Consider the following 26,370-nt stretch of genomic DNA (forward strand, 5'->3'; position numbering starts at 1 on the left):
CCCTTGCTGAGCGGTACTGTCGCCTGTGCAGTTATGGAGGGGGGGCTTGGTTCCGTGCTACGGCCTCTTCCGGGGAATGCCGTCATTGACGATCCATACGCTATAACTACAATGTAGTGCATGAGCCATCTTACCTTTGACTGGGATCCCCGCGAGTTATAGTCAAATCTGGTGGATGGCAGTCAGGCGGCAGTCCTGTCTGACTGATCGGTTACCTGCTCCCCATCCTGGAACCGGACGTTGTTCACGACCAGCTCCAGCTTTCTAAACCCCTTGATGCGCTTCCAGCGCTTCTCGGCGCTCTGGAGCAGCTTGAAGACCATCGCCAGGGTCGTCGCTCGGGAGCCGCAGTTCCGGCTGCGCTTGGTCCGCAGGCGGACCGTGGCGAAGGTCGACTCGATCGGGTTGGTGGTGCGGATATGCACCCAATGCTCTGCCGGGTAGTCGTAGAACGCCAGCAGCTCGTTCCGATCCTTGGCCAGGCACTCCATCGCCTTGGGGTACTTGGCCTCGAAGCGCTTCAGCGTGCGATCAAAGGCCTTGTGCGCCTCGTCGCGGGTCTCAGCCATCCAGATGTCATGGAGGTCGGCCTTGACCTTGGGCTGCACCGACTTCGGCAGCTTGTTCAGCACGTTAGCAGTTTTGTGGACCCAGCAGCGCTGGTGGTCGGTCGCCGGATAGATCTTGCTCAGCGCCGCCCAGAACCCCATGGCACCGTCGCCCACCGCCAGCTTGGGGGCTTGAGTCAGACCGCGCTCTCGCAGCCCCGTCAGCAGCGTTTCCCAGCTGTCTGCCGACTCACGGAAGCCGTCCTCGACGGCCACCAGCTCCTTGCGGCCCTGCTCCGTGACACCGATGATCACCAGCAGACACAGGCGGTCATCCATGCGCACGTTGCTGTACACGCCGTCGGCCCACCAGTAGACGTAGCGACGGTCTGACAGGTCACGCTGCCGCCACTCGGTATGCTCGTCTTCCCACTGCTTCTTGAGCCGAGACACCGTGTTGGCCGAGAGCCCCTTGGCCTGGTCGCCCAGCAGCGCCGCCAGCGCCTCCTGGTAGTCGCCGGTGGAGATCCCCTTCAGGTAGAGCCAGGGGATCAGCTCCTCGATGCTGCGGGCCCGCTTCAGGTAGGGCGGCAGCAGGCTGCTGTTGAAGCGAGCACCACCGCCGCTGCGGTCACGCACCTTGGGCACCTTCACGCTGACATCCCCAACCCCGGTCTGGACCATGCGCTCGGGCAGGTAGCCGTTGCGGACCACGGCCTGACGTCCATCGTCGAGCCGCTGATCGGTATACTGCGCCAGGAAGGTGGCCAACTCGGCCTCGACGGCCTTGGCGATCAGGTCACGGGCACCTCGTCGCAGCAGCTCGTGCAGCGGGTCAGCGACCTGGGGTTCTGGTTGTGAAAGAGCCTGGAGGGTAGAATCGGTCATGGCGTATCCACTCGTGTTGGTTGAGATCTTGGTCGTGATCAATCAACAGGATACGCCACCCTTCCTACCTCCTCCCATCCACCAGACTTGAGCTTAACTCGATCCCCGCAAGGATGCCGCCAACCGCAAAAAGCATGACGTCTCGTTCCACGAGGCCAAGACTGCCTTCACCGACGAGTTCGGCCGGCTGATAGCAGACCCCGACCATTCTGAAGAGGAGGACCGGTTCATACTCCTCGGGATGAGCATTCATTCACGTCTGCTGGTGGTATGCCACTGTGTTAGAGAGGGTGAAACAATTCGCATCATCTCGGCGCGTAAGGCGGACAAGCGAGAACGAAAGACATATGAAGGGTATAGACATGCGTGATCATTACGATTTTTCACACTCTATCCAGAACCCATACGCCAAAAAGCTCAAGAAGCAGGTCACGATCCGGCTCGATGAAGATACCGTGGCGTATTTCAAGAAGCTTGCCGAGGAAAAAGACCTTCCATATCAGAGCCTCATCAATCTCTATCTGCGCGATTGCGCACAGTCACATAAAGATCTCAAGATTGAGTGGCTATGAATGGCCTCGATCCAGCCTTTGCACTCGGGGGCAGCCGTGACAGCCGTGATCGACTGCTGGCTGGCATTGTCATGAAGAGCAGTCACATCGTTCTCTGGGTTACATGTCCCCGAGCACACCCCAAGTTATCCGTATGGGTGTGCAGAAACCAGGGGGTCATTACACCAGAACCGAAGTACCGGCCTCTCCGGACCTGGGGCACCCGTCGGGAAGCGACTTCGCCATCGTCAATCGCCTGCATACGAGCACTATTGATACCTTCGAGCGTGCCGATGCAGGTTGTCATCACCCCTCGCGTGCCAGCGCAGAGACGGTGAAGACAATGATTACTGGAGTTATCGACGGGAACCCAGGATTCTGAAGTGAGGAATGAGGCCTAGAGCATATAAAAAGAATAAACCCGGCTTATTCATGAGGCCGGCCCGAAAACGAAGATAGCGGATGGTATTCTCTTGAAAATTCAGTGTGTTCCGCCAAGAATCTGAACCAAGAGAGCCATCCGCTATGGGTGAAAGCCTATCCACCTGGACGCCCTCATGCAACGGCGCTGTCCGTGTTGAGCTGAGCGGCCAGCGCACTACCAGCGACAGCGGCGCTCTGCTGTTGCGTGAGGCCCTCGACAACAGCGGCGTGATTGAGGCGCTGGAAGACAATCTGGTCGATCGACGCCACCCGCTGCGCATCCTTCATTCGCTGGCCAGCCAGTTGCGTACCCTGGTGCTGCAGCGTGCGATGGGCTGGATCGACCTCAGCGATACCGACACGCTGCGCCGTGATCCGCTCTGGCAGCTGGCCTGCAGCGATGCGCGCGGGACAACGCCCCTGGCCCAGGACCGGCCCTCTCAAGCCACGCTGTCGCGGCTGCTGACCTGCCTCGGGCGCTGCGACAATATCGATGCCGTGCACGAAGGCCTGCTGCGACTGGTGATCTGGCGCCTGACCGCGCTGAAGAACGGCGAGCGCCCCAAGCAGCTGACGCTGGACATCGACGGCCTGCCGATCGAGGTCCACGGCCACCAGGGCGGCTCGGCCTATCATGGCCTGTACGGCGCGCGGATCTATTCACCGCTGGTCGCCTCGCTGGCAGAAACCGGCGACATGGTGGGCGGCCTGCTGCGCGAGGGCAACGCCGGCCCGGCCGAGAACGCCGACACCTGGATCCCGCATCTGGTGCGGCGACTCAACGAGAGCACCGGCGCCCAGGTTCGGGTGCGCATCGACGCCGGTTTCACCGACAACGCGACGCTGGAGGCCCTGGAAGAGTGCGACATCGAGTACCTGGGCCGACTGCGCAGTCACTCCGGCCTGCAGAAACTGGCGGCACCGCACCTGAAGCGGCCACCCGGCCGGCCACCCGAGCAGCCTCGCGAGTGGTGCCACGATCTGGAGTATCAAGCGGGCTCTTGGTCGGCACCGCGTCGCGTGGTGCTGGTGGTGCAGGAACGCCCCGATGACCTGCTGCTGCATGCCTTCTTCCTGGTCACCAACCTCGGCAAGTTCGACTGGCCGCCGGAGAAGGTCCTGGCGCTCTACCGCAAGCGCGGCAGCGCCGAGGCGCACATGGGCGAGGTGAAGTCGGCGCTCGACGTGCACCTCTCGTCGACCGATCGCGGCGCCTCCACCGTTCAGGACGTGATGGCACGCAACGAGGTGAGCCTGCTGCTCAGCCTCTACGCCTACCAGGTCCTGCATGGCCTGCGCTGCCTGCTGGAGCGGCAGACCCGGCAAGGCTGGAGCCTCAGCCGGATGCGCGAGCAGGTGCTGAAGGTCGCCGCCACGCTGAGACTGCACGCTCGGCGAATCACCGTTCATCTGGGTGCCGCCGCCGACAAGTGGTGGCCGACGCTGCTGAAGGGGCTGCCGAAGCTGACCGCACTGAGCTGACGCTCCTGCGAGACCACCACAACATCAGAAAGCGAGCGACTGGAGCAGGGGTCGGCGATAACGTCTGCTTGGACGGTCGCAATTGATTCCAAAGAGCTATAAGAAAGCGGGAAAAAGGCAGCGCTCAAGAATTACTCAACGGCCACTCGCGCTGAAGAGGCCGATCCTGGTAAGCATTGCCACCAGCCAGGACCTTCAGACCGCTCAATCAGCATCCTCGTGAATGAGGCGGGATAAAAAGAGTATAGGGTGACGAATCGGCAGGTGCGTGCTGTTTGTTGGAATTGATATGATTTAATTAAAATTAAAGTTTTCCAATGCCGACGTTTCGGATTCGATGAGATCCAATGCCTCATAGGTATAACGCTTTTGAGCTTCCACCGCCCGGGTATAAAGCTCATGTAGTGCGTCGTATTCACCCGGCAGTTGCTGGTCGAATGCCACAGTTTCGAATTTCGCCATCAGCGCCTTGGCATCGTCGATGAGCCGCTGCAGCTCTGCCAACACGAATTCATAGTCTTCCACTGTCATTGGAACTACCTGGAAAGGATGGGTTTGACACATGAAAACACACTGAAGCGTCAGTCATTGGGCCAATTAAAGAAGCATTTTGTCGTCTGCTCGGCAATCGAAAGCAGGATGCAAAAAGGCCGGCTTGCGCCGGCCTAGATGACTACCGTTACCGCTGAGGGAATTAGCCCAGCAGAGACAGAACGCCCTGCGGAACCTGGTTGGCCTGGGCCAGAACCGAAGTGCCGGCCTGCTGCAGGATCTGTGCACGGGTCATGTTGGAGACTTCGACGGCATAGTCGGCGTCTTCGATACGTGAACGAGCAGCAGACAGGTTGGTGGTGGAAGTGCTCAGGTTTTCGATCGCAGAATCGAAACGGTTCTGAATAGCACCAAGATCGGAGCGAAGAGTGTCGACCTGTGACAGAGCATTATCCAGAACTTTCAGCGGATCCTCAGTTCGCGTGCCTTCGGTCACAGCGTCCATGGTGATTTCACCATCATCATTCTTATAGACTTGGCCACCAGCTACATCAGTTACATTGCCATTTTCATGGGCATAGTAAGTGGTAGTCGCTGTTGTCTCGTCAGCAGCGCCTAAGCTGCCATCTGCCTGCACATGCTGTGCTACACCACCACTAGTGATGGCACCAGAAGCGCCCACATTGTAAGTTACGTCAGGGTCTGAGCCGTAACCAATAGCGATCGAATCACCATTGGCGATCTGGCTGCCAAGGTTGGCTGAGCTGATTTCGGCATTGCCGATATCAAAGCCGTTGCCGCCGTCAGCTGTCAGGGTCGTATCTCCGAAGGAGATGGTGCCGCCGGTGGCTGCTCCCAGAGTGGTCTTTTGGGGAGTAAGATCATCTTGATCAGTAAAATCAGCTGTGTAAGTCAGTACGGTATCATTGCCTGAAGCAGTCGCTTCCCAGCCTGAGGCGGCGGTGCCTGCCATGGTGAAGCTACCAGCGGTACCAGCTGTACCCACGGTTACATCGCTAGCAGCGGCAAACTGATCCTGGAAGGCGTTTGCCACGTCTGCATCGGTCATGGCGCCTGTGGCAGTTAGCGTGCGGCCAGCGACAGTGATGGACTCACCTTCTGCAAGTGCTCCGAAAGCATAGGTTTGCGCTTCGTTTATAGCAGTAGAGTCACCATTAGTCGTAGCTGTGGCTGTCACGGTAGAAGTCTGTGTTCCGGCGCCAAGCGTCATGCTATCGCTCAGGTTTTCAAGGGTGGCGGCCGGAGGACTGCCTGCGCTGTTCTTGGTGAGGTTGCCAGTGCTGTCTAAGTAAAGCGCGGCATTATCGTCGGCGGCGAAGACATTACCTTCGCTATCATATTTGATTTCTTGGGCTGTGCCGCTGCCATCGATATCAACAGAAGCGGTTCGCATCTCCCCTGAAGACATGCCTTGGGTCATGTAGGCAATAGTGTCTTCATTGCTTACACCTGCCGCATCGAAGCTGAATGAGTCGGAGTCGGCGCTGTATGTATAAGCCCCTGATACTGCTGCGGTGCCCGTGCCATTATTAGTCAATGCTGTGGCGGTAACTTTATCGCCAGTTTCCGCTTTGCCCAGTACGTCTGCAACAGTGGCATCGAGGTTGCCAGTAGTTTCGGTTTTGCTCCAGGCATACGAGCCGTTGGCGCTGGGCGAGTCAGCCTTTTCGAAACCTGCGATATCAAGATCTTCTGCAGTTGCTGCATCGTTGGCGATTTCGCCACTTCCGTCAACGTTAAAGCCAGTCAGTCCAAGCGTTTCGGCGTTGATTTGCTTGAGGTCGATGGTAATCGTTTCACCGTCATTGGCACCGACTTGAATTTTCAGACTGTTGTCGCTCTGAAGCACATTGACGCCGTTGAAGCTGGTCTCGTCAGAAATACGGTTGATTTCACCCAGGCGCTGACCAATTTCATTCTGGATGGACTCGAGGTCGTCGTCAGAGTTGGTGCCGTTCTGTGCCTGAACCGCCAGTTCACGGATGCGCTGCAGGTTATCGTTGACCTGGTTCAGGGCGCCTTCGGTGGTCTGGGCAACGGAGATACCGTCGTTGGCGTTGCGCTGCGCCTGAGCGAGACCGGTGATCTGGCTGCTCATGCGGTTGGCGATGGCCTGACCGGCGGCGTCATCCTTGGCGCTGTTGATACGCGAACCGGAAGACAGACGCTCCATCGCAGTAGAAAGTGCGCTCTGAGACTTGTTCAGGTTGTTCTGACCGATCAGCGAGGTGATGTTGGTATTGATAACTGCCATTGTCGTGATTCCTTATCTCGGTTAAGAGGGCGCTTCTCTAAAGAGACCGCAACCTTAGGCCTGATCCGCTGCGCTCATGGCAGGTGTTGCCGGACCTTGCTGCAACGGCCCCGTGGCCGTTACCCCTGTTATCGGCGCTACCCAATTTTGCTTTAGGCCCATTTGAGAAATTTTTGATGTTCGTGTGCGCAGCATGGATTCGGCCTTCGAGAAGTGCCTGGCTGCCTGGCGTGAAGCGGGGCGCAGGAGGCCCCTTCGATAGCACTGCCTTCGGCCACGCCCCGTGTGGTAGGCGCAATGCCGGCGCCGAACTTATAGCGGGCTGGCGCCGAACGATAGTGATGTGCCGCCTCATCGTATGGCGCTCGGCTCCGGTGGCGTTCGATCTCCGGGAACCTGCCGGCTTCCGTAATGATGCTTCGTGGTGCCGTCGTTGACTTCAGAGTCGATACAACTGCTGGCGGGCATTGATCCGGCCCGTAGAACCTCGAGCGGGCTGGAGCGGGCGATGGATGCGCCAACGGTTTTCCCTCCGCCCCGCCTGGGCTTGATAGCCGAGGCGGAATGAGATTCACTGGCCTGCCTGAACGGGGTCGGCTTTGGTGATTTTTGAGGCGAGTTTGGCTAGACTAGGCTGGCTCTTTGGATAGCCATCGATTATTTTTCAGCAGCAAATTATTCATTCCGTTCTACGCTAGTCAAAACTATTTATTAATCAGGCTTGTTGCGGCCCGTTTCGGGTCATTTTTCAGGATCCCAATTAATTATTATGCCTCGCACGATGGATGAACGTGAAAAACTCCGTAAGTTTCGTGAACTCGATGATGCTTTTGCCCAGGCGCTCCGTGATCTCGAGGGTGGGTCTCGATCCGGTCGAACAGTAGAAGCGGAGCCGGAAAATACGCTTCCGGCGTTCGAGGAACGCCTGCACAGCCTGATGGCCGAGTACGCGTTGAGCCAGAGCTGTGTGCATGAAATGCTGAGCACGTTACTGGAGTACAAGAGAATTCGATAAGTCTCATTATCCGGCGAGATGACTTGTTTCGATGACGGCGGGTCGGTTTTAAACTGATTTTTAACTCTTTCTGAGGCTGCCGAGGCGCTCAGTGTCTCCACTGGTGCATGTCTTGTTATCGATAGGGTTATCAAGCCGGATTGTCTGCCGTCAGGATATTAACGGGAAACGAGAGATAACGGCGTTGAGGAAGACGGTGAGATAAAACCAGCGCAGCGCCATGCGGTTCTCTGTTTTGCTCGTTCTACTGAATTCGCGGTGAAGAAACCATCGAGAAGCCGCTTTGCTGTCATTCGCCAGGGATGCGGTGGAAGCCAAGGCAGCGGCGGTGGTGGCTCCAGGCGCTGCGGTGGCTCCAGACAGGGAATGGCGCCTGCCGCTCGGGCATCGGGGCCAGCGAACCATCGAAAGCCGTCCCTGGTAAGATCCCGGTATTATTCTGCTGACAAGTTATCGAGGGTTCATTAACCTCGCTGCCTACCGGAAAACGCGTGAACCCGGTGGGGCGCGCAGTTTGTTGGTGATCTGTTGATAGACGGTCAACGACGCCGCATTTGCGGCGTTTTCAATTTGTGAGGTAACGGCATGGGTTGGGATTGCCCCAAGAGTCTCTGGCGGCTGGGGTTTGCATTGGTGTTGGTGTACGCCGCGCTGGGTATCGCGGCACATCCGCTGAAAGACGTCATCGAGCCTTACATGGCGTTTCTAGGGCTGGTTTCCCTGCTGATTTTTGGGGGTTGGCGCCGAAGGAGCGCTGCCCTGGGATTGCTGGTTGCGATCTGCCTGGTGCAGCTCCTCAGTTGGTGGCTTGCCATCGCCGATCATCCGCAGTGGGCCAGGCCCAACCCGGATACCGAGCGGATGGCGAAGCTTTTCATCTTCATTGCCATTGCCTGGTGGCTGCGTGGGAGTCTCCGCCATGTTTTCTGGGTCTGGGGGCTGGCGCTCCTGGCCTTCCTGCTGACGACGGTGATCTTCCCCGAAGGGCGTGATTCATGGGCCGCTGGCCTGCAGGGCGAGCGTGTCGGCTTTGGCATTCAGAACAATCAGCATGCCTCGATGTTGTTTGGGGTTTCGTTGCTCGGGCTCATGGCCTTTGCCAAGCGTTTCTGCTGGTCCGGCGGACTTCGATGGGGGCGTGCATGTCTCTGGCTGGGGCTGACGCTGATGACACTGGTGGGGATCCTGTTCGGTCAGACTCGAGCCGTCTGGCTGGCGCTACTGGTTTCGTTGGTCGTTGCGTTGGCAGTGGTCGGTTGGTACGCCAAAAGGCGTTACCAGGTTCGCCTTTGGAATCGAACGACAATCTCCATCGGTGTTGTCCTCGTGGTGGCTGGCGGGGTAGTCGCCGTTTCGTTCGGGCATGTGCTGGCTGACCGGGTGTTTACCGAGGATCAGGTCATCGCGCAGCTGCTCTCCGGGAATCTCGATTCGCTTCCCTATACCAGCATCGGTATTCGAATTCATTCCTGGATCGCGGCCACGCACTGGATCGCTGAAAGACCGTGGCTGGGGTGGGGTAGCAATGGGCGCGAGCTGGTCATCGAGCATACGCCGTGGCTTCCCGAGTTCGTAAAGGCGCACTTCGGTCATTTGCATAATTTCCTGCTGGAAACGCTGGTCAATTATGGCGTGCTCGGCTTGGCCGTGATGGGCGCGCTGGTCGCGTGGGTTGCTGTCATCAGCTGGAAAGCCTGGAAGCGCGGCGACATGCCCAACGATGTGGCGCTGTTTGCGTTGGCTTTCTTCTTTTATTGGCTGGTGGTCAATCAGTTCGAGTCCTACCTCTCCTTCTGGACGGGTATCTACGTGCACAACCTGATCGTGGCTGGACTCCTGACGCTGTACTGGCGTTCGCCGGGCGGTTCGGGCTATGTCGGCAAAAACCGATTACCATGAGGACTGAAATGGGCACCAAGCGCGGTCAGCCGCGCTTTTCACACGCTGATTGCATACGACGGTTGAAGGGATAGCAATGCGAATCACGATTTTCGGTACCGGATATGTGGGCCTGGTGACCGGCGCCTGCCTGGCTGATGCCGGCCATGAAGTCATGTGCATGGATATCGACGAAGGAAAGGTCGCGCGCCTCAAGCAGGGCGAGATTCCGATCTATGAACCCGGGTTGGAAACGTTGGTCACCGAGAACGTCGGCCAGCAGCGTCTATCGTTCACGACCGATGCGGCGGAGGCAGTGGCGTTCGGCACGTTGCAGTTCATCGCGGTGGGCACGCCGCCCGATGAAGACGGCAGTGCCGATCTGCAGTATGTGTTGGCGGTCGCCAGGACCATCGGCCAGCACATGGATGATTATAAGGTCGTGGTCGACAAGTCCACGGTGCCGGTCGGTACGGCGGACCGCGTTCATGAAGCCATCGCCAGCACCCTGGCCGAGCGTGGCATGGCGCTTGATTTCGATGTCTGCTCGAACCCGGAGTTTCTCAAGGAAGGTGCCGCCATCGAGGACTTCACCCATGGCGCGCGTATTGTCGTGGGCACCGAGTCGGATCGGGTCAAGTCGTTGATGCGCGAGTGTTATGCCCCGTACAACCGCCGCGTCGAGAAGCTGATGTTCATGGACGTGCGCAGCGCGGAGCTGACCAAGTACGCCGCCAACGCCATGCTGGCGACCAAGATCAGTTTCATGAACGAGATCGCCAACCTGGCCGAGCGGTTGGGAGCGGATATCGAACAGGTTCGCCGTGGCATCGGCAGCGATCCGCGAATCGGCTACCACTTCATCTATCCCGGCTGCGGGTACGGCGGCTCCTGCTTCCCGAAGGACGTTCAGGCGCTGGCGCGGACGGCCAGCCAGATCGGTTACGACCCGCAACTGCTCAATGCCGTCGAAGCCGTCAACGACCGCCAGAAGGCGACCCTGTTCAGCAAGCTGAACCAGGCATTCGATGGGCAGCTGGCGGGCAAGACGGTGGCGGTCTGGGGGCTGGCGTTCAAACCCAATACCGATGACATGCGCGAAGCTCCCAGCCGTCACCTGATGGAGGCGCTCTGGGCAGCGGGTGCCAAGGTTAAGGCGTACGACCCGGAGGCAATGGAAGAGTGTCGTCGCATCTACGGTGAACGGGACGACCTGATGCTGGTCGATGGGCGCGACGCGGCATTGAACGGGGCCGATGCCCTGGTGATCTGCACGGAGTGGAAATCATTCCGGACGGTGGATTTTGCCCATCTGCAGCGCACACTGAAGACGCCGGTCATCGTGGACGGGCGCAACCTGTTCGAGCCGGCACAAGTCCGCGCGGCGGGGCTGCTCTACTTCGCGGTGGGTCGGGGCGATTCGCTGCAGGTCGGTCAGCGCAAGGCCCACTGAAGCCGGATTGCATCGAGCCCGGCACGCTCAGGCATGAACTCGAGAGAGCCCGGTACCATTTGGTATCGGGCTTTTTTGTCGCTAGGCTTTGTCTGAAAAGTCGTCGAGCGAAGGTCAGACAAGGCAAAAATCGGTGAAAAGACGGAGTTTACACGGTGTAAATGAGTACTTTGAGCCGATTTTTAACGCCGTATGGCCGAGCGCAGGCAGTTTTCAGACAAAGCCTAGGCTCGATAGCGTCGAACGCTCTTCCACCACAGCAAAGCCAAGGATGTGCCCATGCTGATTCCCGTTGTCCTGGCCGGCGGTTCCGGCTCTCGCCTGTGGCCGATGTCGCGGGCGAGCCATCCCAAACAGTTCCTTCGGATCACGGGGGCGCGCAGCATGCTGGTGGAAACGCTGGCGCGCTTCGAACCCCTGGATGTCGCGGAGCCGATCGTCGTCTGCCAGGAGGCGCACCGCTTTCTGGTGGCCGAGCAGTTGCGCGAAGCGGGCCGGTCGGCGGATATTCTGCTCGAGCCGGCGATGCGCAACACCGCACCGGCCATCGCGCTGGCCGCGTTGCAGGCCATGAGCCGTGATCCGGATGCGCTGATGCTGGTATTGCCGGCCGATCACGCGATCGCCAATCCCGCTGCACTGATCCAGGCGCTAGGACCAGCACAGGCAGCGGCCAGGCAGGGCAAGCTGGTGACGTTCGGCGTGACGCCGACCCGTGCGGAGACCGGCTACGGTTATATCGAGATAGGCACCGAGACCGGTATCGACATCGAGCCAGACGAAGCTTCCGGCGCCGACGCGATGCCGATCCGGCGCTTCGTCGAAAAGCCCGATGCGGAGACCGCACAGGCGTATGTCGCCAACGGCCGCTACCTGTGGAACAGCGGCATGTTTCTGATGCGAGCGGACCGCTACCTGCAGGAACTCGAGCAGCAGCGTCCGGCGATGTTGGAGGCGGTCACGAAAGCCTGGGAAGGGCGCCAGGCCGATCTCGATTTCCTGCGGGTCGCGGCAGAGCCCTTCGTCGGCTGTGACGCCGAGTCGATCGACTGCGCGGTGATGGAAAATACCGCGGACGCCAGCGTGGTTGCGCTCGACGCCGGCTGGTCGGATGTCGGCTCCTGGCAGTCGTTGTGGGAGATCTCCCCGAAGGATGGTAACGGCAACGTGCTTCGCGGCGATGTGGTCGCCGACGATGTGAACGGCTGCCTGCTTCACAGCGACAGCCGTCTGGTGGCGGCGGTCGGTATACGCGATCTGATGGTGATCGAGACGCCGGATGCGGTGATGGTCGCGCATCGGGACGCCGCGCAGGCGGTCAAGGTCATCGCGGAGAGGCTCAAGCGCCAGAATCGCCCCGAATGGGACCAGCATCGCCGTGTTCATCGCCCCTGGGGCAGTTATGACGGCGTGCATGCCGCCGAGCGTTATCAGGTCAAGCATATCCGGGTGACGCCCGGCGGCCGGCTGTCACTCCAGAAGCATCTCCATCGTGCCGAGCACTGGATCGTGGTACGCGGCACCGCCCGGGTGACGCGCGGCGGGGAGATATTCCTGCTGGAAGAGAACCAGTCGACGTATATCCCCCTGGGCGTGGTTCATCGCCTCGAAAACCCCGGCAAGATCGAGCTGGAGTTGATCGAAGTGCAGAGCGGCAGCTATCTCGGCGAAGACGATATCGAGCGCTTCGACGACGCCTATCATCGCGATTGAGCGCGACTTGAACGTCAGAACGTCAGAACGTTACTTGAACGTCAGGGTCGAGACTCAGGAACCCGGTTGGTCTTCGGCGTCATTGGGTAGCGCGTTCTCGCCCATGGCTTCCGTCAACGGCGGCTGAGGTTCGTTGCTGCCGTTGCGCAACGGCATCTCCAGTCGCACGGTGGGGAGGTACTCCGGGTAGTGCCGGCAGATGAAGTCGATCAGCCCTTCACGAATCGCGCAGCGCAGGTCGAAAGTGTTGGGCCCGCCGGTGGCGCTGACCAGCACACGCAGCTGCTTGTTGCGCTCTGTCATCTCCAGTGTCTGCACGACGCAGACGCGACGGTTCCACAACGGCGACGCTTCCGCCAGCCGTTGCGCTTCCTCTCGCAGCGGCTCCATGGGCAAGTGGTAGTCGGCGTACAGGATGACCGTTCCGATCAGGTCCTTGTCACGGCGTGTCCAGTTCTCGAACGAGTGGTCCACGAAATAGGTGATCGGCAGGACCAGCCGCCGCCAGTCCCACAATCTCACGACGACATAGGTGAGCGTCAGTTCCTCGACCCAGCCCCATTCGCCTTCGACGATCACCGCGTCGTTCAGCTGGACCGGCTGCGTCAGCGCGATCTGAATGCCGGCGATCAGGTTGCCCAGCACCTTCTGCGCGGCAAAGCCCAGTACCACACCGAGAATGCCTGCCGAGGCCAGGATGCTGGCGCCGAGCTGACGGACTTTCTCGAACACCATCATCATCGAGGCGACCGCCAGGACGATGATGATGAAGTTGATCAACTTGCGCAGCACCGTGATCTGGGTATGCACCTTGCGTGCGATAGCGTCTTCCTCGTCGCCGAATCGGTAGCGTTCGCTCAGCGCCCGCTCGCTGATGTTGACGCCGTGGATCAATATGCCCGCAATACTGGCAATGAGGATGAGGCTGGTGAGGTTGTGCAGCGTCGCGTCGAGAGGTGCCGAGGTAATGAAGACCGGAAACAGCGAAAAGAGCACGAAGATGGGTATCAGTACTGCCAGGCACCTCACCATGAACGGCACCAGGAAGCGTTCCAGCATCGACTTGCGTCGATCGGCCCAGCGATCCATGACCCTGACGAGACGTCTTGCTCCCCTTACCAGCAGCCAGACACCCAGCAGCGCCGCGCAGAAGTGCGCCGCTGTCATGATCAGCGAGTGGCCCTGCACGGCTGGCGGAATCAGAAAATACGCCGCGCCAAACAATCCGTATGTCCACAGGACGCCAACCAGCGGTGGATGGATGGCGATCGCCGTCGTGCTCATCAGGTGCAGACGACTGTCGTTGAGCCTTCGCAGGCGGAAGTGAATGTACTTGAGCAGCACATGGGCGACGAGGGTCGCGCCGATGATGACCGCGGCCATGATCCAGAACGGCAGCGCAGCGAGCCACTGCGCGATCAGGGTATTGATAAACGCCGCGTTGGTAACCGATGCATTCATGAATGAGCCCGTTGATGACGAGGATCGATTCATTCAAGCGTAGGCGCTTTGGCTACAACTTTCGTCGCGGCAGGCAGTTTTGTGGCCGAGAGCCTTTGCGGCTCGCAGGCAAACGCGCCCGCCCGGTAACCCGAGCGAGCGCGTGGGGTCAGGCTCCGGTTACTGGGAAAGGCCGATCTGGCGGGAGATGTCTTCGATCTGGGCGATCTGGTCGTTGACGAACGTGGTGAAGGCTTCGCCATGCATCTCGAAGGGCATCAGGCCGTTCTGCGTCATGACGCCTTTCCACTCGTCGCTCGCGTAGAGCGTGTCGATGGTGTCGACCCACCACTCATAGGCGTCTTCGGAGACGTCCGCCGGCATGTAGAACCCGCGCCAGTTGGGGGCGATCGTATCGATGCCCTGTTCGCGTGCCGTCGGCCATTGCTGCAGTTTGCCGGGCAGGCGCTCTTCAGAGAGGATCGCCAGGGGGCGCAGGTCGCCGGACTCGATGAAGCTGACCACCTCCGAAATGTCGCCGGTAAAGGCGTCCACGTGGCCGCCCAGGGTCTGGGTCACCGCCTCGCCGCCGTTGTAGCCCAGGTAGGCGATGCGGGCCAGATCGTCGACGCCAGCCTCGTTGGCGGTCATCAGCAGCTTCAGGTGATCCCAGCCGCCGGAAGCGGTGCCGCCGGTGAAGGTCAGGGCGCGCGGGTCTTTCTTGAGCGCTTCCATGATCTCGTTGAGCGACTGATAGGGAGAGTCGGCCGCGACCGCAATCACGCCGTAGTCCGCTCCCAGCGTGCCGATCCAGTTGACCATGCCGGCATTCATTCCCGGGAACTGGCCACGTGCCAGGCCGGTCGTGGTCACGGTGCTGGCGGCGACGATCAGGTTCTCCTGCCCGGCGCGCTTCTGGACCACGTGGGAGAAGCCGACGCCGCCGCTGGCACCCGGCATGTTGGTGGTCTGCACGTTGCCGTCGACCAGATCGAGATCGCTGAGCACCCGGCCGACGGAGCGGCAGGTGAAGTCCCAACCGCCGCCGGGATTGGCCGGGGCGATGCAGTCCACCTTGCCGCTCTGCTCGAAGGCCTGGGAGGTGCTGGCGGCGCTCAAGAGCAGGCCGCCGGCGATCAGCGTTTTCAGGCTACGTGGGGTCATGGCGTGTTCCTCTTCGTGTTGTTATCGAGCTGCGCTTTCGTTCGTTGCTCGTTGCCTTCTGGCCGCTGCTCACGATCGATCGACGGCGAACATGGCGCAGCGGTGCGTCTCGAGAGGACTCTAGCGAGCGGCGTCGGCGGGAAAAATTGGCATTTGAACAAGCAAGCCTTCGCGTTTTCCGAAGGGTTTATACCTTCGTCGTAACGCCAGCGGAAGCCGAGTTGCCTGTGGTGTCTTCGACCTCGGCATCGAAATCGGAGCCGGCATCGCGCGAACTGGCACCTGCGAGATGCTCGACCATCTGGCGGGCGATCAACGGCAGGGCATCCAGGTCGCGGACGCCGATGACCAGCTCTCGTTCCGCCCACTCGTCGATCAGCGGAATCGTCGCCAGCGACAGGCTTTCCCGATAGGCGGCGACGGCGCGGGCCGGGAGAATGCCGATGCCCATGCCGCGATCGATCATCCGGCAGATGCCTTCGAAGCTGCGCACCTGGATGCGCATCCGTAGCGGCTGCGCCAATCGCTGGGAATCCTGGTGCAACAGGGCGTGGAGCGAGGAGTCCTGCTCCAGACCGATGAAGTCGTAATCCAGCGTCTCGGCGAAGGCGAGGCGCTGGCGTGCGGCCAGCGGGTGATCCCGGGCCGTGACCAGGACCAGCCGATCCCGGCGATAGGGGTGGATCGACAACCCTTCGGCGGGGATATGGGCGGAGAAGATGCCGATATCGGTGAGGCCGTCGCGCACCGCTGCGATGATCTCGTGGCTCAGGCGCTCCTGCATGTCGATACGAATCTGCGGATAGCGCGCGGTGAAATCGCTCAGGTCATCGGGAAGGAATTCGATCACCGCCGAGGTGTTGGCATGCAGGCGCACGTGGCCGCGGATCCCCACGCTGTACTCGCTCAAATCGGCATTGAGATGATCGAGACTGTCGAGCATGTGGCGCGCGTGATGGAGCAGGGCGTGGCCGGCGGGCGTCAGCTCGACGCCGCGCGGGCGCCGGTAGAGCAGTGTCGTCGAAAGCTGTGTCTCCAGATCGCTGATCCGCTTGCTGACCGCCGCCAGCGCCAGATGTTCCCGCTCGGCCGCGCGGGTCAGGCTGCGCGAATCGGCAATCGCGACGAATAGCTTGAGGGTGACGAAGTCGAGTCGTTTCATGACGATAGGTATCGGAGCGGAGCGATTGAGGCCCCCACTGTAGCGTTCGCCGCTGGCGAAGCCTAGCTTGACGATCGCCTAATTGTTGCCACGCGTCGGCTGGGTCAACCTCTGATCATCGATAGAAGACACATCATTAGCGATGCCTCGACATCGTTGGACATTCACGGAGGAGAGCGACATGGCGACCAGCGACGACAAGGCGACCGGTGACGGCATGGCGGTCAGCGACAATGCGCAGGCGCTGGCAGGACTCAAGGTGGTGGAGCTGGGCCAGCTGATCGCGGGGCCTTTCGCCAGCAAGTTGCTGGGGGAATTCGGCGCGGACGTGGTCAAGATCGAGCCGCCGGGAACGGGCGATCCGCTGCGCAAGTGGCGCGTGCTCAAGGACGACACCTCGCTGTGGTGGCACGTCCAGACCCGCAACAAGCGCTCGCTGGCACTCGACCTGCGCTCCGAGGAGGGCCAGGAGATCGTGCGGCGTCTGGTCGACGAGGCGGACATCGTGATCGAGAACTTCCGCCCCGGCACGCTCGAGAAGTGGGGGCTGGGTTGGGAGACGCTGAGCGAACGCAATCCCGGCCTGATCATGGTGCGTATCTCCGGCTACGGCCAGACCGGCCCCTATCGCGACCGCCCGGGGTTCGGCGTCATCGGCGAGGCGATGGGCGGCCTGCGCTATCTTTCCGGCCACCCGGACCAGCCCTCCGTGCGGGTGGGAATCAGCATCGGCGATTCGCTGTCCGCGCTGTACGGCGTGATCGGCGCCTTGCTGGCGCTGCAGGAGCGTCATCGCAGCGGGCAGGGGCAGTACATCGATGTCGCGCTCTACGAATCGGTGTTCGCGATGATGGAGAGCCTGATTCCCGAGTACGACGGCGCAGACGTGATCCGCGAGCCCAGCGGCAGTGCCTTGCCGGGCATCACGCCCTCCAATGCGTATCCTTGTGCTTGTAAAGAGAGTACGGGCGGCGAGTACGTCCTGATCGCCGGCAACGGCGACAGCATCTTCAAGCGGTTGATGGCGGCGATCGGCCGCCAGGATCTCGCCGACGATCCGCGCTTCGCGCATAACGATGGCCGCAGCCGCCACGCCGAACTGATCGACGGGGCGATCGCGGACTGGACCCGGCAGCACCAGCGCGATTACGTGCTCGACGTGCTGGAGAGCGCTCACGTGCCGGTGGGCTACCCCTATACGGCGAAAGACATCGTCGCCGATCCGCACTATCTGGCGCGGGAGATGATCGAGACCATCCGGCTGGGCGATGGCGAATCGCTCAAGGTGCCTGGCGTGCTGCCCAAGCTGAGCCGCACGCCAGGGCGGATCGAGGGGGGCGGCCCGGCGCTGGGGCAGCATACCCAGGATGTGCTCGATGAGCTGGGGATCGACCGCGAAACCCAGGCCAAAATGCGCGAAAGAGGAGTGATCTGATGACCGATTCGATGATTGATTCGATGACCGGGACGAACACCCAGTCCCGGGTCACCATCAATGATGTGGCGCCGCGAGACGGCCTTCAGATCGAATCGCGCTTCGTGCCGACGGAAGAGAAGATTCGGCTGATCGATGCGCTGTCCCGTACCGGGCTGGCCAAGATCGAAGCGACCTCGTTCACCTCGCCCAAGGCGATTCCCAACCTGCGCGACGCCGAAGAGGTCATGCGCGGCATCGAGCGCGTGCCGGGGGTCGACTATGTCGTGCTGGTGCCCAACGAGAAGGGGGCCGAGCGCGCGCTGGCCTGCGGTGTCGACGAGATCAACCTGGTGCTGTCGGCCAGCGACAGCCATGGTCGTGCCAACCTGCGCATGACGGCGGAACAGTCGCTCGAACGCTTCGCCAATATTGTCGAGATCACCAAGGGCAGCGAGGTGTTCGTCAACGCCTCGATCTCGACGGCCTTTGGCTGCCCGTTCGAGGGCGATGTGCCGTTCAAGCGAGTGCTTTCGATCACCGAAAAGCTGCTGGCGCTGGGCGTGCAGGGAATCTCTCTCTGCGATACCACCGGCATGGCCAACCCGCGCCAGGTCGCCGATCTCTGCCGCGAGACGCTGAGCCGCTGGCCGTGGCTGCCGGTGACGCTTCACGTCCACAACACGCGCGGCATGGGGCTGGCCAATGCGCTGGTGGCGTGGCAGAACGGTATCACCCGGTTCGATGCTTCGCTGGGCGGCCTGGGAGGCTGCCCGTATGCGCCCGGCGCCACCGGCAACGTCTGCACCGAAGATCTGGTTCACATGTTCGCGCAGATGGGCGTCGATACCGGCGTGGATCTCGAACGGCTGATCGCCGCCGCCGAGCTGCTGCCGGCGATGATCGGCCACGACGTGCCGGGCCAGGTGGTCAAGGCCGGTACCTCGGACCGGCGCTATCCGCTACCGGATTCCGCCCGAGCGTAGTCTCGACTGGTGACAGCCTCAACGGGTGCATAGTCTCAACTGGTGTGGTGATAGCCTCAACGGGTGCGCAGCTTCGACTGGTGACAGCCTCGACTGGTAATAGCCTCGACTGGCGATTACGCCGCTACCGCATCGCGGTCGTGAACCAGGCGTCCGTTGGCCCAGGTTGCCGCGACCGTGCGGTCGTCGCCCAGCATCATCATCGCGAACAGGCGCTCCGACAGGGTCTTGGTCTGCGACAGGCGGCGCGCCATCAACGGCGTGGATTCAGGGTCGAGAACGACGATATCCGCCTCGAACCCCGCCTGCAGGCTGCCGATCCTGTCATCCAGGTGCAATGCCCGCGCGTTGCCGAGGGTGAGACGGTAGAACCCTTGCCAGCCGGTCAGCGCCTGGCCGAGCAGCGCTCCCACCTGATAGGCGCCCTGCAGGGTGCCGAGCCCGGACAAGGTGGTTCCCGCGCCGACATCGCTGGCCAGCGACGTCGCGAGCCCCGCGTCCCGGCACGCCAGCCGGTCCATCAACCCACTGCCCAGGAACAGGTTCGAGGTCGGGCAGAAGGCGACGTTGGCGCCACGCTGGGCCAGCCGGGCGCGCTGATCGTCGTTCAGGTGAATGCCGTGGGCGAAGGTGCTGCGCGGCCCGACCAGATCGTACCGCTCGTAGACATCGAGATAGTCCCGGCTTTCCGGGAACAGCTCCGCCACCCAGGCGACTTCGCCGCGATTCTCCGACAGATGCGTCTGCAGATAGAGATCCGAAGCGTTGCGCAGCACGCCGCCCACGGCATCGAGCTGCTCGCGGGTGGAAGTCGGCGCGAAACGCGGCGTCAGGGTGTAGCTGAGGCGATCGCGGCCGTGCCAGTCGGCGATCAGGCGTTCGCTGTCGCGTACGCCGCCCAGCGTGTCGTCGGTCAGCGCCTCCGGGGCGTGGCGATCCATCAGCACCTTGCCGGCGATCATGCGTAGCTGACGACGCTGAGCGGCGCTGAAGAAGCTGTCGACCGACACCGGATGCGAAGAGCAGAACACCTGGGCGGTCGTGGTGCCGACGCGCAGCATCTCGTCCAGGAACCGCTCGGCGCCGGCCTGGGCATAAGCGGCGTCGGCAAACCGGCATTCGGCGGGGAAGGTGTAGTCGTTGAGCCAGTCGAGCAGCTGGCGGCCGTAGGACGCCATGATGTCGAGCTGGACGTAATGCACGTGGCTGTCGATGAAGCCCGGCATCATCAGCTTGTCGCGGTAGTCGACGATCTCGATATCCGCCGGCAGCCGCTCGGCCAGCGCCTCGAAAGCGTCGACGGCCTGGATATGGCCGTCGACGATCCAGATCGCGCCGTCCTCGAGATAACGTGTGGTATCGGGCAGTGGCGTCGCCTCCTCGCCGGGGTCGCCGAGGCAGGTGAACAGAGGGCCGCGAAGCAGGCGTTGGTGCGTGTTCATGATCTCTCTACCTATGATTTTCGACCGCAAGGCTCACGGTCGCGTTGCTCGGTGTCGAGCGGCTGAAAAGGTGTGACGCAGGGTTTCCGGTGCGATGCCGCGCTGCGCCGGCCTGTTCGATGGTCGGGACTGGGCCAGCAGTTCGGCGGCAACGCTGATCGCGATCTCCCGGGGGCGCTTGGTTTCGGTCGCGCCGAGGCCGATCGGGCAGCGGACCCGAGCCAGCGCGGTATCGTCGAACCCGGCGGCGGTGAGCCGCGAGCGGAAGCTGGCCCATTTGCTCGTCGAGCCGATCATGCCGATGGAGTTCAACGCCTCGCGACCCGGGTTTTCAGGCGATAGTAACGCGGCGATCAGATCGCGGTCCTGCGCGTGGTCATGGGTCATTACCAGCACGTGGCTGGCCGGCGGAATGGCCGCCACGGCCCGTGCCACGCCTTCGGCATCCGGTGATAGCCGCATCGGCCGCACGCGGGCCGGATAGCCTTCATGGTCATGCTCATGCTCGTCCTGAAGCGGAAACGCCTCGGCCCGGCTGTCGTACCAGTCGATGCGCCAGGGCAACGGCGCGAGCAGTTCCACCAGCGCCTGGCCGACATGCCCCGCGCCGAACAGTGTCAGGTGGCTTTCGGCGCCGACGAAGACTTCGATCAGCACATGCACGAACCCGCCGCAGCACTGGCCGGAGCGCCCGCCCAGCGGAAACGCTTCCAGGTAGGTGCCGGACGAGACGGGCGTCGTCGCCAGATGCTGGCGGGCGATCTCGATCACCTGCTGTTCGAAGTGGCCGCCGCCCAGGGTGTCGATCACGTCTGTCGGCGTGACGACCAGCTTGGCGCCGGGTTCCCGCGGGGTCGAACCGGCGGCGCTGACCACGCTGGCCAGCGCATGGGGCGTCCCGCTTTCCTGCAGCCGATGCAGCGCGGCGTGCCAGCTTTCGCGCCGATCTCGGGTTTCGAGAGAGCCGCCAGCGCTCATCGCGACGCTCCGGCGTTCGGATCCTTGGTTCGCAGTGCTTCGGCTCGCAACGCTTCGGCCGCCATCAGCACGCGTTCCGGTGTGGCGGGGGTGTCCAGTGGCGGGCTGACGCGATAGTCGGCAAGGCTCGACAGGGCGTCGCGCAGCGCCGACCACACCGAGATGCCGAGCATGAACGGTGGCTCACCCACGGCCTTGGAGCGATAGAGGCTGGCCTGGGAGTTGGGATGGCCCTCGAGCAGTTCGACATTGAAGATCGGCGGCAGGTCACCGAAGGTCGGGATCTTGTAGGTGGCGGGGCCGTCGGTCAGCAGACGGCCCGCGTCGTTCCACTTCAATTCTTCGCTGGTCAGCCAGCCCATGCCCTGAATGAATCCGCCTTCGACCTGGCCCAGGTCGATCGCCGGGTTGAGCGAATAGCCGACGTCGTGAAGGATGTCGACGCGCTCGACCCGGTATTCGCCGCTCAAGGTGTCGACACTCACTTCGCTGACCGAGGCGCCGTAGGCGAAGTAGTAGAACGGCCGGCCCTGACTGGTATCGCGATCGTAGTGAATCAGCGGGGTGGAATAGAAACCGGTCGCCGACAGCGAGACCCGGCCGAGATAGGCAGTCTGGATCAGTTCGCCCCACGATACGTCGGGCGTCACCGCGCCGATGTCGGAGACGAGTTGCCCATTCTCGAGTCGCAGCCCTTCGCGATCCAGCTGATAGTGCTCGGCGGCGAAGTCGAGCAGGCGCTGGCGAATCTGGGTCGCGGCATCGCGCGCGGCCATGCCGTTCAAGTCCGCGCCGCTGGAGGCCGCCGTGGGCGAGGTGTTGGGCACCTTGTCGGTGCGCGTGGCGCTGATGCGCACCGATTCGAAGTCGATGCCGAGTTCCCGGGCGACGACCTGGCACACCTTGGTATGCAGCCCCTGGCCCATCTCGGTACCGCCATGATTGATCATCACGCTGCCGTCGGTATAGACGTGGAGCAGGGCGCCGGCCTGGTTGAGATGCTTGGCGGTGAACGAGATGCCGAACTTGACCGGCGTCAGCGCCAGCCCGCGCTTGATCACGGCGCTGTGGCGATTGAAGGCAAGAATTTCCTCCCGCCGCTGCCAGTAGTCGCTGCTGCGCTCCAGCCGCTCGATGATTTCCACCATCAGCGGATGCTGGTCGACGTGCTGGCCGTAGTGGGTGGTGTCGCGACCGCTGCGATAGAGGTTGCGCTTGCGCACGGTCAACGGGTCTTCGCCGACATGGCGGGCGATATCGTCCATCGCCCGCTCGACGATCATCATGCCTTGCGGGCCGCCGAAGCCCCGAAACGCGGTGTTCGAGGCCGTATGGGTGCGGGCGCGATGGCCGGTCACCCGCGCGGCACCCAGCGAGTAGGCGTTGTCGGCATGGAACATGGCGCGGTCGACCACCGCTTCGGAGAGATCCGGCGAGTGGCCGCAATCGCCGATCAGCGTCATGTCGCCGCCGATGATCACGCCGTCGTCGTCGAATCCCAGCCGATAGCGGTTGTGAAACGGGTGGCGCTTGCCGGTGGCGCGAGTGTCGTCGGCGCGCGGCAGGCGCAGGCGGATCGCCCGACCGGTGCGGCGTGCCAGCAGTGCCGCCATGCAGGCCCACGGTGCGGCCTGGGTCTCCTTGCCGCCGAAGCCGCCGCCCATGCGCCGGTTCTCCACCGTCACGGCATGAAACGGAATATCGAGCACCTCGGCGACCAGCTTCTGGGTCTCGCTGGGATGCTGGTTGGAGGTGTAGACCGTGACGCCTTCGTCCTCGCCGGGCACGATCAGACAGGCCTGGCCTTCGAGGTAGAAATGCTCCTGGCCGCCGACGAACTGCTCCGCCTCGAGCACATGGGGCGCGCGCTCCAGCGCCTGCTGCCAGTCGCCGCTCATCTGCACGTGCGTCGGGCGCACGAACTCGCCGGCATCGGCGGCGGCAACCGGATCGAACCGGGGCGGCAGCGGCTCGATCTCCACGACCGCGGCCTTCACGGCGCGGCGCGCCTCGAGATAGCTGGTGGCGGCAACGGCGAACAGCGGCTGGCCGACGTAGCTCACCTCCTCGTCGGCGAACATGGAGTCGCCGGGGAAGACCGGGCCGATATCGCGATGCCCAGGGATATGCTGCGCGGTGATGACGTCGATGACGCCGGGCATTTCCCGCACCGCGCCGAGATCGAGCCGCGTCACCCGGCCGTGGGCCACGTCGCTGAGGCCCACCATGGCGTGCAGTGTGCCGTGCGGCGCCGGCAGGTCGTCGATGTATCGGGCGCGTCCGGTGACGTGCTTGATGCCGCTTTCGTGGGCCTGGGCGTGGTTGACATCACGTCGCTTCGGGCGCGGTGCGAGGGTGTCGCGCGCCACCGGCTCGTCGCCTTCGAGGCGGCCGATCTCTCCGTCAGTGCCCGTCGATTCGGATTCGATCCGAGGCGCCAGCGAGGGTTCGGTCATGGGCGCTTGCTGCGGCTGGTCCGCTCCGGCCGTGGCGCGCGAATCCATGGTTTGCAAATCCGCGGCACGCGAAGCATTGAAGACCCGCTTAGTGAGCGTACGCATCGAGAGCGACCTCCTGCGTGGGCGTGGTCGAATCGGTATTGGCGAGCGTCAGCCGCCAGCGTTCCAGCAGATTGGCGGCGGCGGTCAGGCGATAGTCGCGGGAGCCGCGGGCGTCGCTCATCGGCGTAAGCGACTCGCGCAGTGCCTGTCTGGCGGCATCGAAGGTCTCTGCGTCGGGCTTTTTGCCTTCCAGCGCGGCCTCGACGGCAGTCACTCTCAGCGGTATCGCCGCCATGCCGCCGTAGGCGACACGCACGTCGGCCAGAACCCCGTCTTCCCGTCGCCAGCGGAACGCCCCCAGCAGCGTCGAGATATCGTCTTCACGCCGCTTGGAAAGCTTCCAGACGCGCTGTTCGAGATCGGCCTGCGGCTTGGGTAGATAAATAGCGGCGACGCATTCGCGCGGTTCGAGCGCGGTCTTCTTGTAATCCAGGAAGAACGATGAAAGCGGCAATTCGCGCACGCCTTCGGGGCCGGCCAGCCGCAGCCTGGCATCCAGCGTCAGCAGCACGGGCGGGGTATCGCCGATCGGCGAGGCGTTGGCGATATTGCCGCCCACGGTGCCTCGGTTGCGGATCTGGGCCGAGCCCAGCCGGGTCAGCAGATGCGCGAACGCCGGATAGTGTTCGGCCAGCAGCGGTTCCCACTCCCGGTAGGTGACCGCCGCGCCGATCCACCAGCCGTCGGCGGTTTCCTCGATCTGACGCAGTTCCCGCACCTGGCGCAGGTCGATCAGCGTCTCGAAATGCTCGAGCCGCTGAGTGACCTCGAGCCAGAGATCGGTGGCGCCAGCCACCAGCCGGGCGTCAGGGTGGCGCTGCATCGTGTCTATCAGGTCGGCCAGCGTTGACGGGGTGAGATAACGTTCCTGGCTCTCGCTGTTCTGATTCTTGCTGCCCACTAACGGCGCCAGATTGCGGATCTCGCGTTCGAGCTCGGGATCATCGGCCCAGGGCGGGCGAGTGTCGGCGCGCTCGCCCATGCTCAGGGCGGCGTCCCGAATGGGCCGGTAGCCGGTGCAGCGGCACAGGTTGCCGCCCAGGGCCGCTTCCAGACGATGGTCGTCCAGCGGTTTCCGTGGTGCCGGTGTGGCGCGCTGCTGTTCGTGCAGCGTGAACAGCGACATGACGATACCGGGGGTACAGAATCCGCATTGGCTGCCATGACAAGCCACCATCGACGCCTGCGAGGGATGCAGGGCGTCACCGCGAGCGAGCCCTTCGACGGTGACCAGGTGCGCGCCCTGAAGCTGGTGCGCAGGCGTGATGCAGGCGTTGACGGTGCGGTAAGCGAGCGGCTGCCGGTCATCTTCCGGGGAGGCGATGGCGACGGTGCAGGCGCCGCAGTCGCCGGAAGCGCAACCTTCCTTGGTGCCGCAGTGAGAAAGCGGTCCGCGCAGCAGTTCGAGCACGCTCGTGTCGGGCGCGGCGGCCACGCGTTGGCGTTGGCCATTGAGAAAGAATTCGATCATCGGAGATCTGCCGTTGTCATTGTACGGGTCGCCATTCGACGCCGGGACGAAGGCCGGCGACCTTGCAGGGGAATCCTGACCGATCGGTCAGCTTTTGTCAGCCTCTTTGATTATGCCGCTCATGGCAAGCTCTCTTTTCACGGCCAGGCGAGTGCGCCATCGGCAGACAATCGTCTGGATTCAGCATAGCATCGGCGTCGGTTATCTTGTGGCGAGGAAATGACCCGGAGGCCGTGGGTCTCCATCCAGGCGTTTTCGTGGTCATTTCCAATGAACGACGAATACGCAGCAACGCGGTTCACGCTGAAACGTCAACAGACCCTAAGGAGCCCAGGTGGGCAATCACAATCTTCCCGAAGCCACGGTTCGGGAGCGCAACGAGCAGCGCATTTTCGATGCTGCGGAGAGCGTATTCGCTCGGCATGGCTACCGTGGTGCGAGCATTCAGGCGATCGCGGCGGCGGCCGGACTTCCGAAGTCGAACGTTCTTTATTACGTCGGTAGCAAGCGGCGGCTCTACATCACGCTGCTGGAGCGCACGATGTGGCGCTGGAACGAGATGCTGAGCGATATCAGCGCCGACGATGATCCGGCGGAGGTGCTGGAGGCTTTCATTCGCAGCAAGATGCGCCTGAGCCAGACCCATCCGCAGAGCTCGCGACTGTTCGCCAGCGAGATATTGCAGGGGGCGCCGTTCCTGAAGGAATCGCTCTTCGGTGACATGCGGGAATGGGTGGAATCCCGCACCCAGGTTTTCCGCGAGTGGGCGGAGCGAGGGTTGATGGACCCGGTGGACCCGGTGTGGCTGATTTTTCTGATCTGGTCGGCGACGCAGCACTACGCCGACTTCGAAACGCAGATCGTCGGCATCACTCAACGCAAAGCGCTCGATGCCGAGGATTTCCGCTCGGCCAGCGACTTCCTGTGTCAGGTCATCTTGAAAGGCTGCGGCGTGCGCCAGCGTGATGCATCGACCCCGTGATCGGTGCGGGAATCAGGAAGAGCGGGAAAGCAAGAGAGAGCCAGAGCGAAAC

General features: G+C 62.3%; 20 protein-coding genes and 1 pseudogene. 10 read left to right on the forward strand and 11 right to left on the reverse strand.

Annotated elements, in window-relative coordinates:
* Positions 1 to 182: 182 nt before the first annotated feature.
* Positions 183 to 1,436: an IS256 family transposase gene (locus tag ACWHY3_RS08685; RefSeq protein WP_303856553.1), complete on the reverse strand. Its 1,254-nt coding sequence runs from the start codon at positions 1,434 to 1,436 to the stop codon at positions 183 to 185.
* Positions 1,437 to 1,500: 64 nt separating this feature from the next.
* Positions 1,501 to 1,689, reverse strand: coding sequence for a hypothetical protein (locus ACWHY3_RS08690; RefSeq protein WP_448128038.1), 189 nt, complete (start codon positions 1,687 to 1,689; stop codon positions 1,501 to 1,503).
* Here ACWHY3_RS08690 and ACWHY3_RS08695 point away from each other — a divergent pair.
* The 3 genes and pseudogenes from ACWHY3_RS08695 to ACWHY3_RS08705 form a co-directional block, all read left to right on the forward strand.
* Positions 1,597 to 1,806: pseudogene (locus ACWHY3_RS08695) on the forward strand (BrnT family toxin); the annotation flags it as partial. The gene ACWHY3_RS08690 and the pseudogene ACWHY3_RS08695 overlap by 93 nt on opposite strands.
* Positions 1,784 to 2,008 (forward strand): BrnA antitoxin family protein, encoded by a 225-nt coding sequence (locus ACWHY3_RS08700; protein ID WP_083387167.1) that lies wholly within the window; start codon positions 1,784 to 1,786, stop codon positions 2,006 to 2,008. The pseudogene ACWHY3_RS08695 and the gene ACWHY3_RS08700, both read left to right, overlap by 23 nt.
* A 504-nt stretch (positions 2,009 to 2,512) precedes the next feature.
* The gene (locus tag ACWHY3_RS08705; RefSeq protein ID WP_399590022.1) at positions 2,513 to 3,892 is read left to right on the forward strand and encodes an IS1380 family transposase; all 1,380 of its coding nucleotides are present in this window, start codon (positions 2,513 to 2,515) and stop codon (positions 3,890 to 3,892) included.
* Positions 3,893 to 4,186: 294 nt separating this feature from the next.
* Here ACWHY3_RS08705 and ACWHY3_RS08710 read toward each other — a convergent pair whose 3' ends face one another.
* Together ACWHY3_RS08710 and ACWHY3_RS08715 are read right to left on the reverse strand one after the other, a co-directional pair.
* The gene (locus ACWHY3_RS08710) at positions 4,187 to 4,423 is read right to left on the reverse strand and encodes a hypothetical protein (protein ID WP_448128039.1); all 237 of its coding nucleotides are present in this window, start codon (positions 4,421 to 4,423) and stop codon (positions 4,187 to 4,189) included.
* 163 nt (positions 4,424 to 4,586) lie between these two features.
* Complete coding sequence (locus ACWHY3_RS08715) at positions 4,587 to 6,659, reverse strand: flagellin N-terminal helical domain-containing protein (protein ID WP_448128040.1); 2,073 nt, start codon at positions 6,657 to 6,659, stop codon at positions 4,587 to 4,589.
* Between the two features lie 781 nt (positions 6,660 to 7,440).
* Here ACWHY3_RS08715 and ACWHY3_RS08720 point away from each other — a divergent pair.
* From ACWHY3_RS08720 to ACWHY3_RS08735, 4 genes are all read left to right on the forward strand, one after another.
* Positions 7,441 to 7,674 (forward strand): hypothetical protein, encoded by a 234-nt coding sequence (locus ACWHY3_RS08720; protein ID WP_448128041.1) that lies wholly within the window; start codon positions 7,441 to 7,443, stop codon positions 7,672 to 7,674.
* Positions 7,675 to 8,313: 639 nt separating this feature from the next.
* Positions 8,314 to 9,573 (forward strand): O-antigen ligase family protein, encoded by a 1,260-nt coding sequence (locus tag ACWHY3_RS08725; RefSeq protein WP_448128042.1) that lies wholly within the window; start codon positions 8,314 to 8,316, stop codon positions 9,571 to 9,573.
* 76 nt (positions 9,574 to 9,649) lie between these two features.
* Positions 9,650 to 11,005: a UDP-glucose dehydrogenase family protein gene (locus ACWHY3_RS08730; protein WP_448128043.1), complete on the forward strand. Its 1,356-nt coding sequence runs from the start codon at positions 9,650 to 9,652 to the stop codon at positions 11,003 to 11,005.
* Positions 11,006 to 11,284: 279 nt separating this feature from the next.
* Positions 11,285 to 12,718 (forward strand): mannose-1-phosphate guanylyltransferase/mannose-6-phosphate isomerase, encoded by a 1,434-nt coding sequence (locus ACWHY3_RS08735; RefSeq protein ID WP_448128044.1) that lies wholly within the window; start codon positions 11,285 to 11,287, stop codon positions 12,716 to 12,718.
* A 54-nt stretch (positions 12,719 to 12,772) separates the two neighbouring features.
* Here ACWHY3_RS08735 and ACWHY3_RS08740 read toward each other — a convergent pair whose 3' ends face one another.
* The 3 genes from ACWHY3_RS08740 to ACWHY3_RS08750 form a co-directional block, all read right to left on the reverse strand.
* Complete coding sequence (locus ACWHY3_RS08740; protein ID WP_448128045.1) at positions 12,773 to 14,179, reverse strand: mechanosensitive ion channel family protein; 1,407 nt, start codon at positions 14,177 to 14,179, stop codon at positions 12,773 to 12,775.
* 159 nt (positions 14,180 to 14,338) lie between these two features.
* Positions 14,339 to 15,322 carry a Bug family tripartite tricarboxylate transporter substrate binding protein gene (locus tag ACWHY3_RS08745; protein WP_448128046.1) on the reverse strand — a complete coding sequence of 328 codons (984 nt, stop codon included), beginning with the start codon at positions 15,320 to 15,322 and terminating at the stop codon, positions 14,339 to 14,341.
* A 187-nt stretch (positions 15,323 to 15,509) separates the two neighbouring features.
* Positions 15,510 to 16,484, reverse strand: coding sequence for a LysR family transcriptional regulator (locus ACWHY3_RS08750; protein WP_448128047.1), 975 nt, complete (start codon positions 16,482 to 16,484; stop codon positions 15,510 to 15,512).
* A gap of 217 nt (positions 16,485 to 16,701) precedes the next feature.
* Between ACWHY3_RS08750 and ACWHY3_RS08755 the strand changes: the two genes are divergently transcribed.
* Complete coding sequence (locus tag ACWHY3_RS08755; RefSeq protein ID WP_448128153.1) at positions 16,702 to 17,919, forward strand: CaiB/BaiF CoA transferase family protein; 1,218 nt, start codon at positions 16,702 to 16,704, stop codon at positions 17,917 to 17,919.
* On the forward strand, positions 17,919 to 18,884 hold the full coding sequence (locus ACWHY3_RS08760) for a hydroxymethylglutaryl-CoA lyase (RefSeq protein ID WP_448128048.1): 966 nt from the start codon (positions 17,919 to 17,921) through the stop codon (positions 18,882 to 18,884). Before ACWHY3_RS08755 ends, ACWHY3_RS08760 begins: the two co-directional genes overlap by 1 nt.
* A 116-nt stretch (positions 18,885 to 19,000) precedes the next feature.
* Here ACWHY3_RS08760 and guaD read toward each other — a convergent pair whose 3' ends face one another.
* Genes guaD through xdhA form a run of 4 tightly spaced genes read right to left on the reverse strand, consistent with a single transcriptional unit; the run spans position 19,001 to position 25,336 of the window.
* Complete coding sequence (gene guaD, locus ACWHY3_RS08765) at positions 19,001 to 20,326, reverse strand: guanine deaminase (RefSeq protein WP_448128049.1); 1,326 nt, start codon at positions 20,324 to 20,326, stop codon at positions 19,001 to 19,003.
* A gap of 33 nt (positions 20,327 to 20,359) precedes the next feature.
* Entirely contained in the window at positions 20,360 to 21,304 is a 945-nt protein-coding gene (gene xdhC / locus ACWHY3_RS08770; RefSeq protein ID WP_448128050.1) for a xanthine dehydrogenase accessory protein XdhC, read from the reverse strand.
* Complete coding sequence (gene xdhB / locus ACWHY3_RS08775; protein WP_448128051.1) at positions 21,301 to 23,865, reverse strand: xanthine dehydrogenase molybdopterin binding subunit; 2,565 nt, start codon at positions 23,863 to 23,865, stop codon at positions 21,301 to 21,303. Before xdhB ends, xdhC begins: the two co-directional genes overlap by 4 nt.
* Positions 23,849 to 25,336, reverse strand: coding sequence for a xanthine dehydrogenase small subunit (xdhA, locus tag ACWHY3_RS08780; RefSeq protein ID WP_303855638.1), 1,488 nt, complete (start codon positions 25,334 to 25,336; stop codon positions 23,849 to 23,851). Before xdhA ends, xdhB begins: the two co-directional genes overlap by 17 nt.
* Before the next feature lie 334 nt (positions 25,337 to 25,670).
* On the opposite strand from xdhA, the gene ACWHY3_RS08785 reads away from it, so the two are divergent.
* A complete protein-coding gene (locus ACWHY3_RS08785) occupies positions 25,671 to 26,318 on the forward strand; it encodes a TetR family transcriptional regulator C-terminal domain-containing protein (protein ID WP_448128052.1) in 648 nt (215 codons plus the stop codon).
* Positions 26,319 to 26,370 lie beyond the last annotated feature (52 nt).

The organism is Salinicola sp. NYA28a, assembly GCF_976982775.1.

Excerpts from the sequence above, each read along its gene's own strand:
- ACWHY3_RS08685 (WP_303856553.1), bottom strand. The coding sequence starts at position 1,436 with ATGACCGATTCTACCCTCCAGGCTCTTTCACAACCAGAACCCCAGGTC.
- ACWHY3_RS08720 (WP_448128041.1), top strand. The coding sequence starts at position 7,441 with ATGGATGAACGTGAAAAACTCCGTAAGTTTCGTGAACTCGATGATGCT.
- ACWHY3_RS08700 (WP_083387167.1), top strand. The coding sequence starts at position 1,784 with ATGAAGGGTATAGACATGCGTGATCATTACGATTTTTCACACTCTATC.
- ACWHY3_RS08745 (WP_448128046.1), bottom strand. The coding sequence starts at position 15,322 with ATGACCCCACGTAGCCTGAAAACGCTGATCGCCGGCGGCCTGCTCTTG.
- xdhA (WP_303855638.1), bottom strand. The coding sequence starts at position 25,336 with ATGATCGAATTCTTTCTCAATGGCCAACGCCAACGCGTGGCCGCCGCG.
- ACWHY3_RS08750 (WP_448128047.1), bottom strand. The coding sequence starts at position 16,484 with ATGAAACGACTCGACTTCGTCACCCTCAAGCTATTCGTCGCGATTGCC.
- ACWHY3_RS08755 (WP_448128153.1), top strand. The coding sequence starts at position 16,702 with ATGGCGGTCAGCGACAATGCGCAGGCGCTGGCAGGACTCAAGGTGGTG.
- ACWHY3_RS08740 (WP_448128045.1), bottom strand. The coding sequence starts at position 14,179 with ATGAATGCATCGGTTACCAACGCGGCGTTTATCAATACCCTGATCGCG.
- ACWHY3_RS08705 (WP_399590022.1), top strand. The coding sequence starts at position 2,513 with ATGGGTGAAAGCCTATCCACCTGGACGCCCTCATGCAACGGCGCTGTC.
- ACWHY3_RS08730 (WP_448128043.1), top strand. The coding sequence starts at position 9,650 with ATGCGAATCACGATTTTCGGTACCGGATATGTGGGCCTGGTGACCGGC.
- ACWHY3_RS08710 (WP_448128039.1), bottom strand. The coding sequence starts at position 4,423 with ATGACAGTGGAAGACTATGAATTCGTGTTGGCAGAGCTGCAGCGGCTC.
- ACWHY3_RS08760 (WP_448128048.1), top strand. The coding sequence starts at position 17,919 with ATGACCGATTCGATGATTGATTCGATGACCGGGACGAACACCCAGTCC.
- xdhB (WP_448128051.1), bottom strand. The coding sequence starts at position 23,865 with ATGCGTACGCTCACTAAGCGGGTCTTCAATGCTTCGCGTGCCGCGGAT.
- guaD (WP_448128049.1), bottom strand. The coding sequence starts at position 20,326 with ATGAACACGCACCAACGCCTGCTTCGCGGCCCTCTGTTCACCTGCCTC.
- ACWHY3_RS08715 (WP_448128040.1), bottom strand. The coding sequence starts at position 6,659 with ATGGCAGTTATCAATACCAACATCACCTCGCTGATCGGTCAGAACAAC.
- xdhC (WP_448128050.1), bottom strand. The coding sequence starts at position 21,304 with ATGAGCGCTGGCGGCTCTCTCGAAACCCGAGATCGGCGCGAAAGCTGG.
- ACWHY3_RS08735 (WP_448128044.1), top strand. The coding sequence starts at position 11,285 with ATGCTGATTCCCGTTGTCCTGGCCGGCGGTTCCGGCTCTCGCCTGTGG.
- ACWHY3_RS08690 (WP_448128038.1), bottom strand. The coding sequence starts at position 1,689 with ATGAATGCTCATCCCGAGGAGTATGAACCGGTCCTCCTCTTCAGAATG.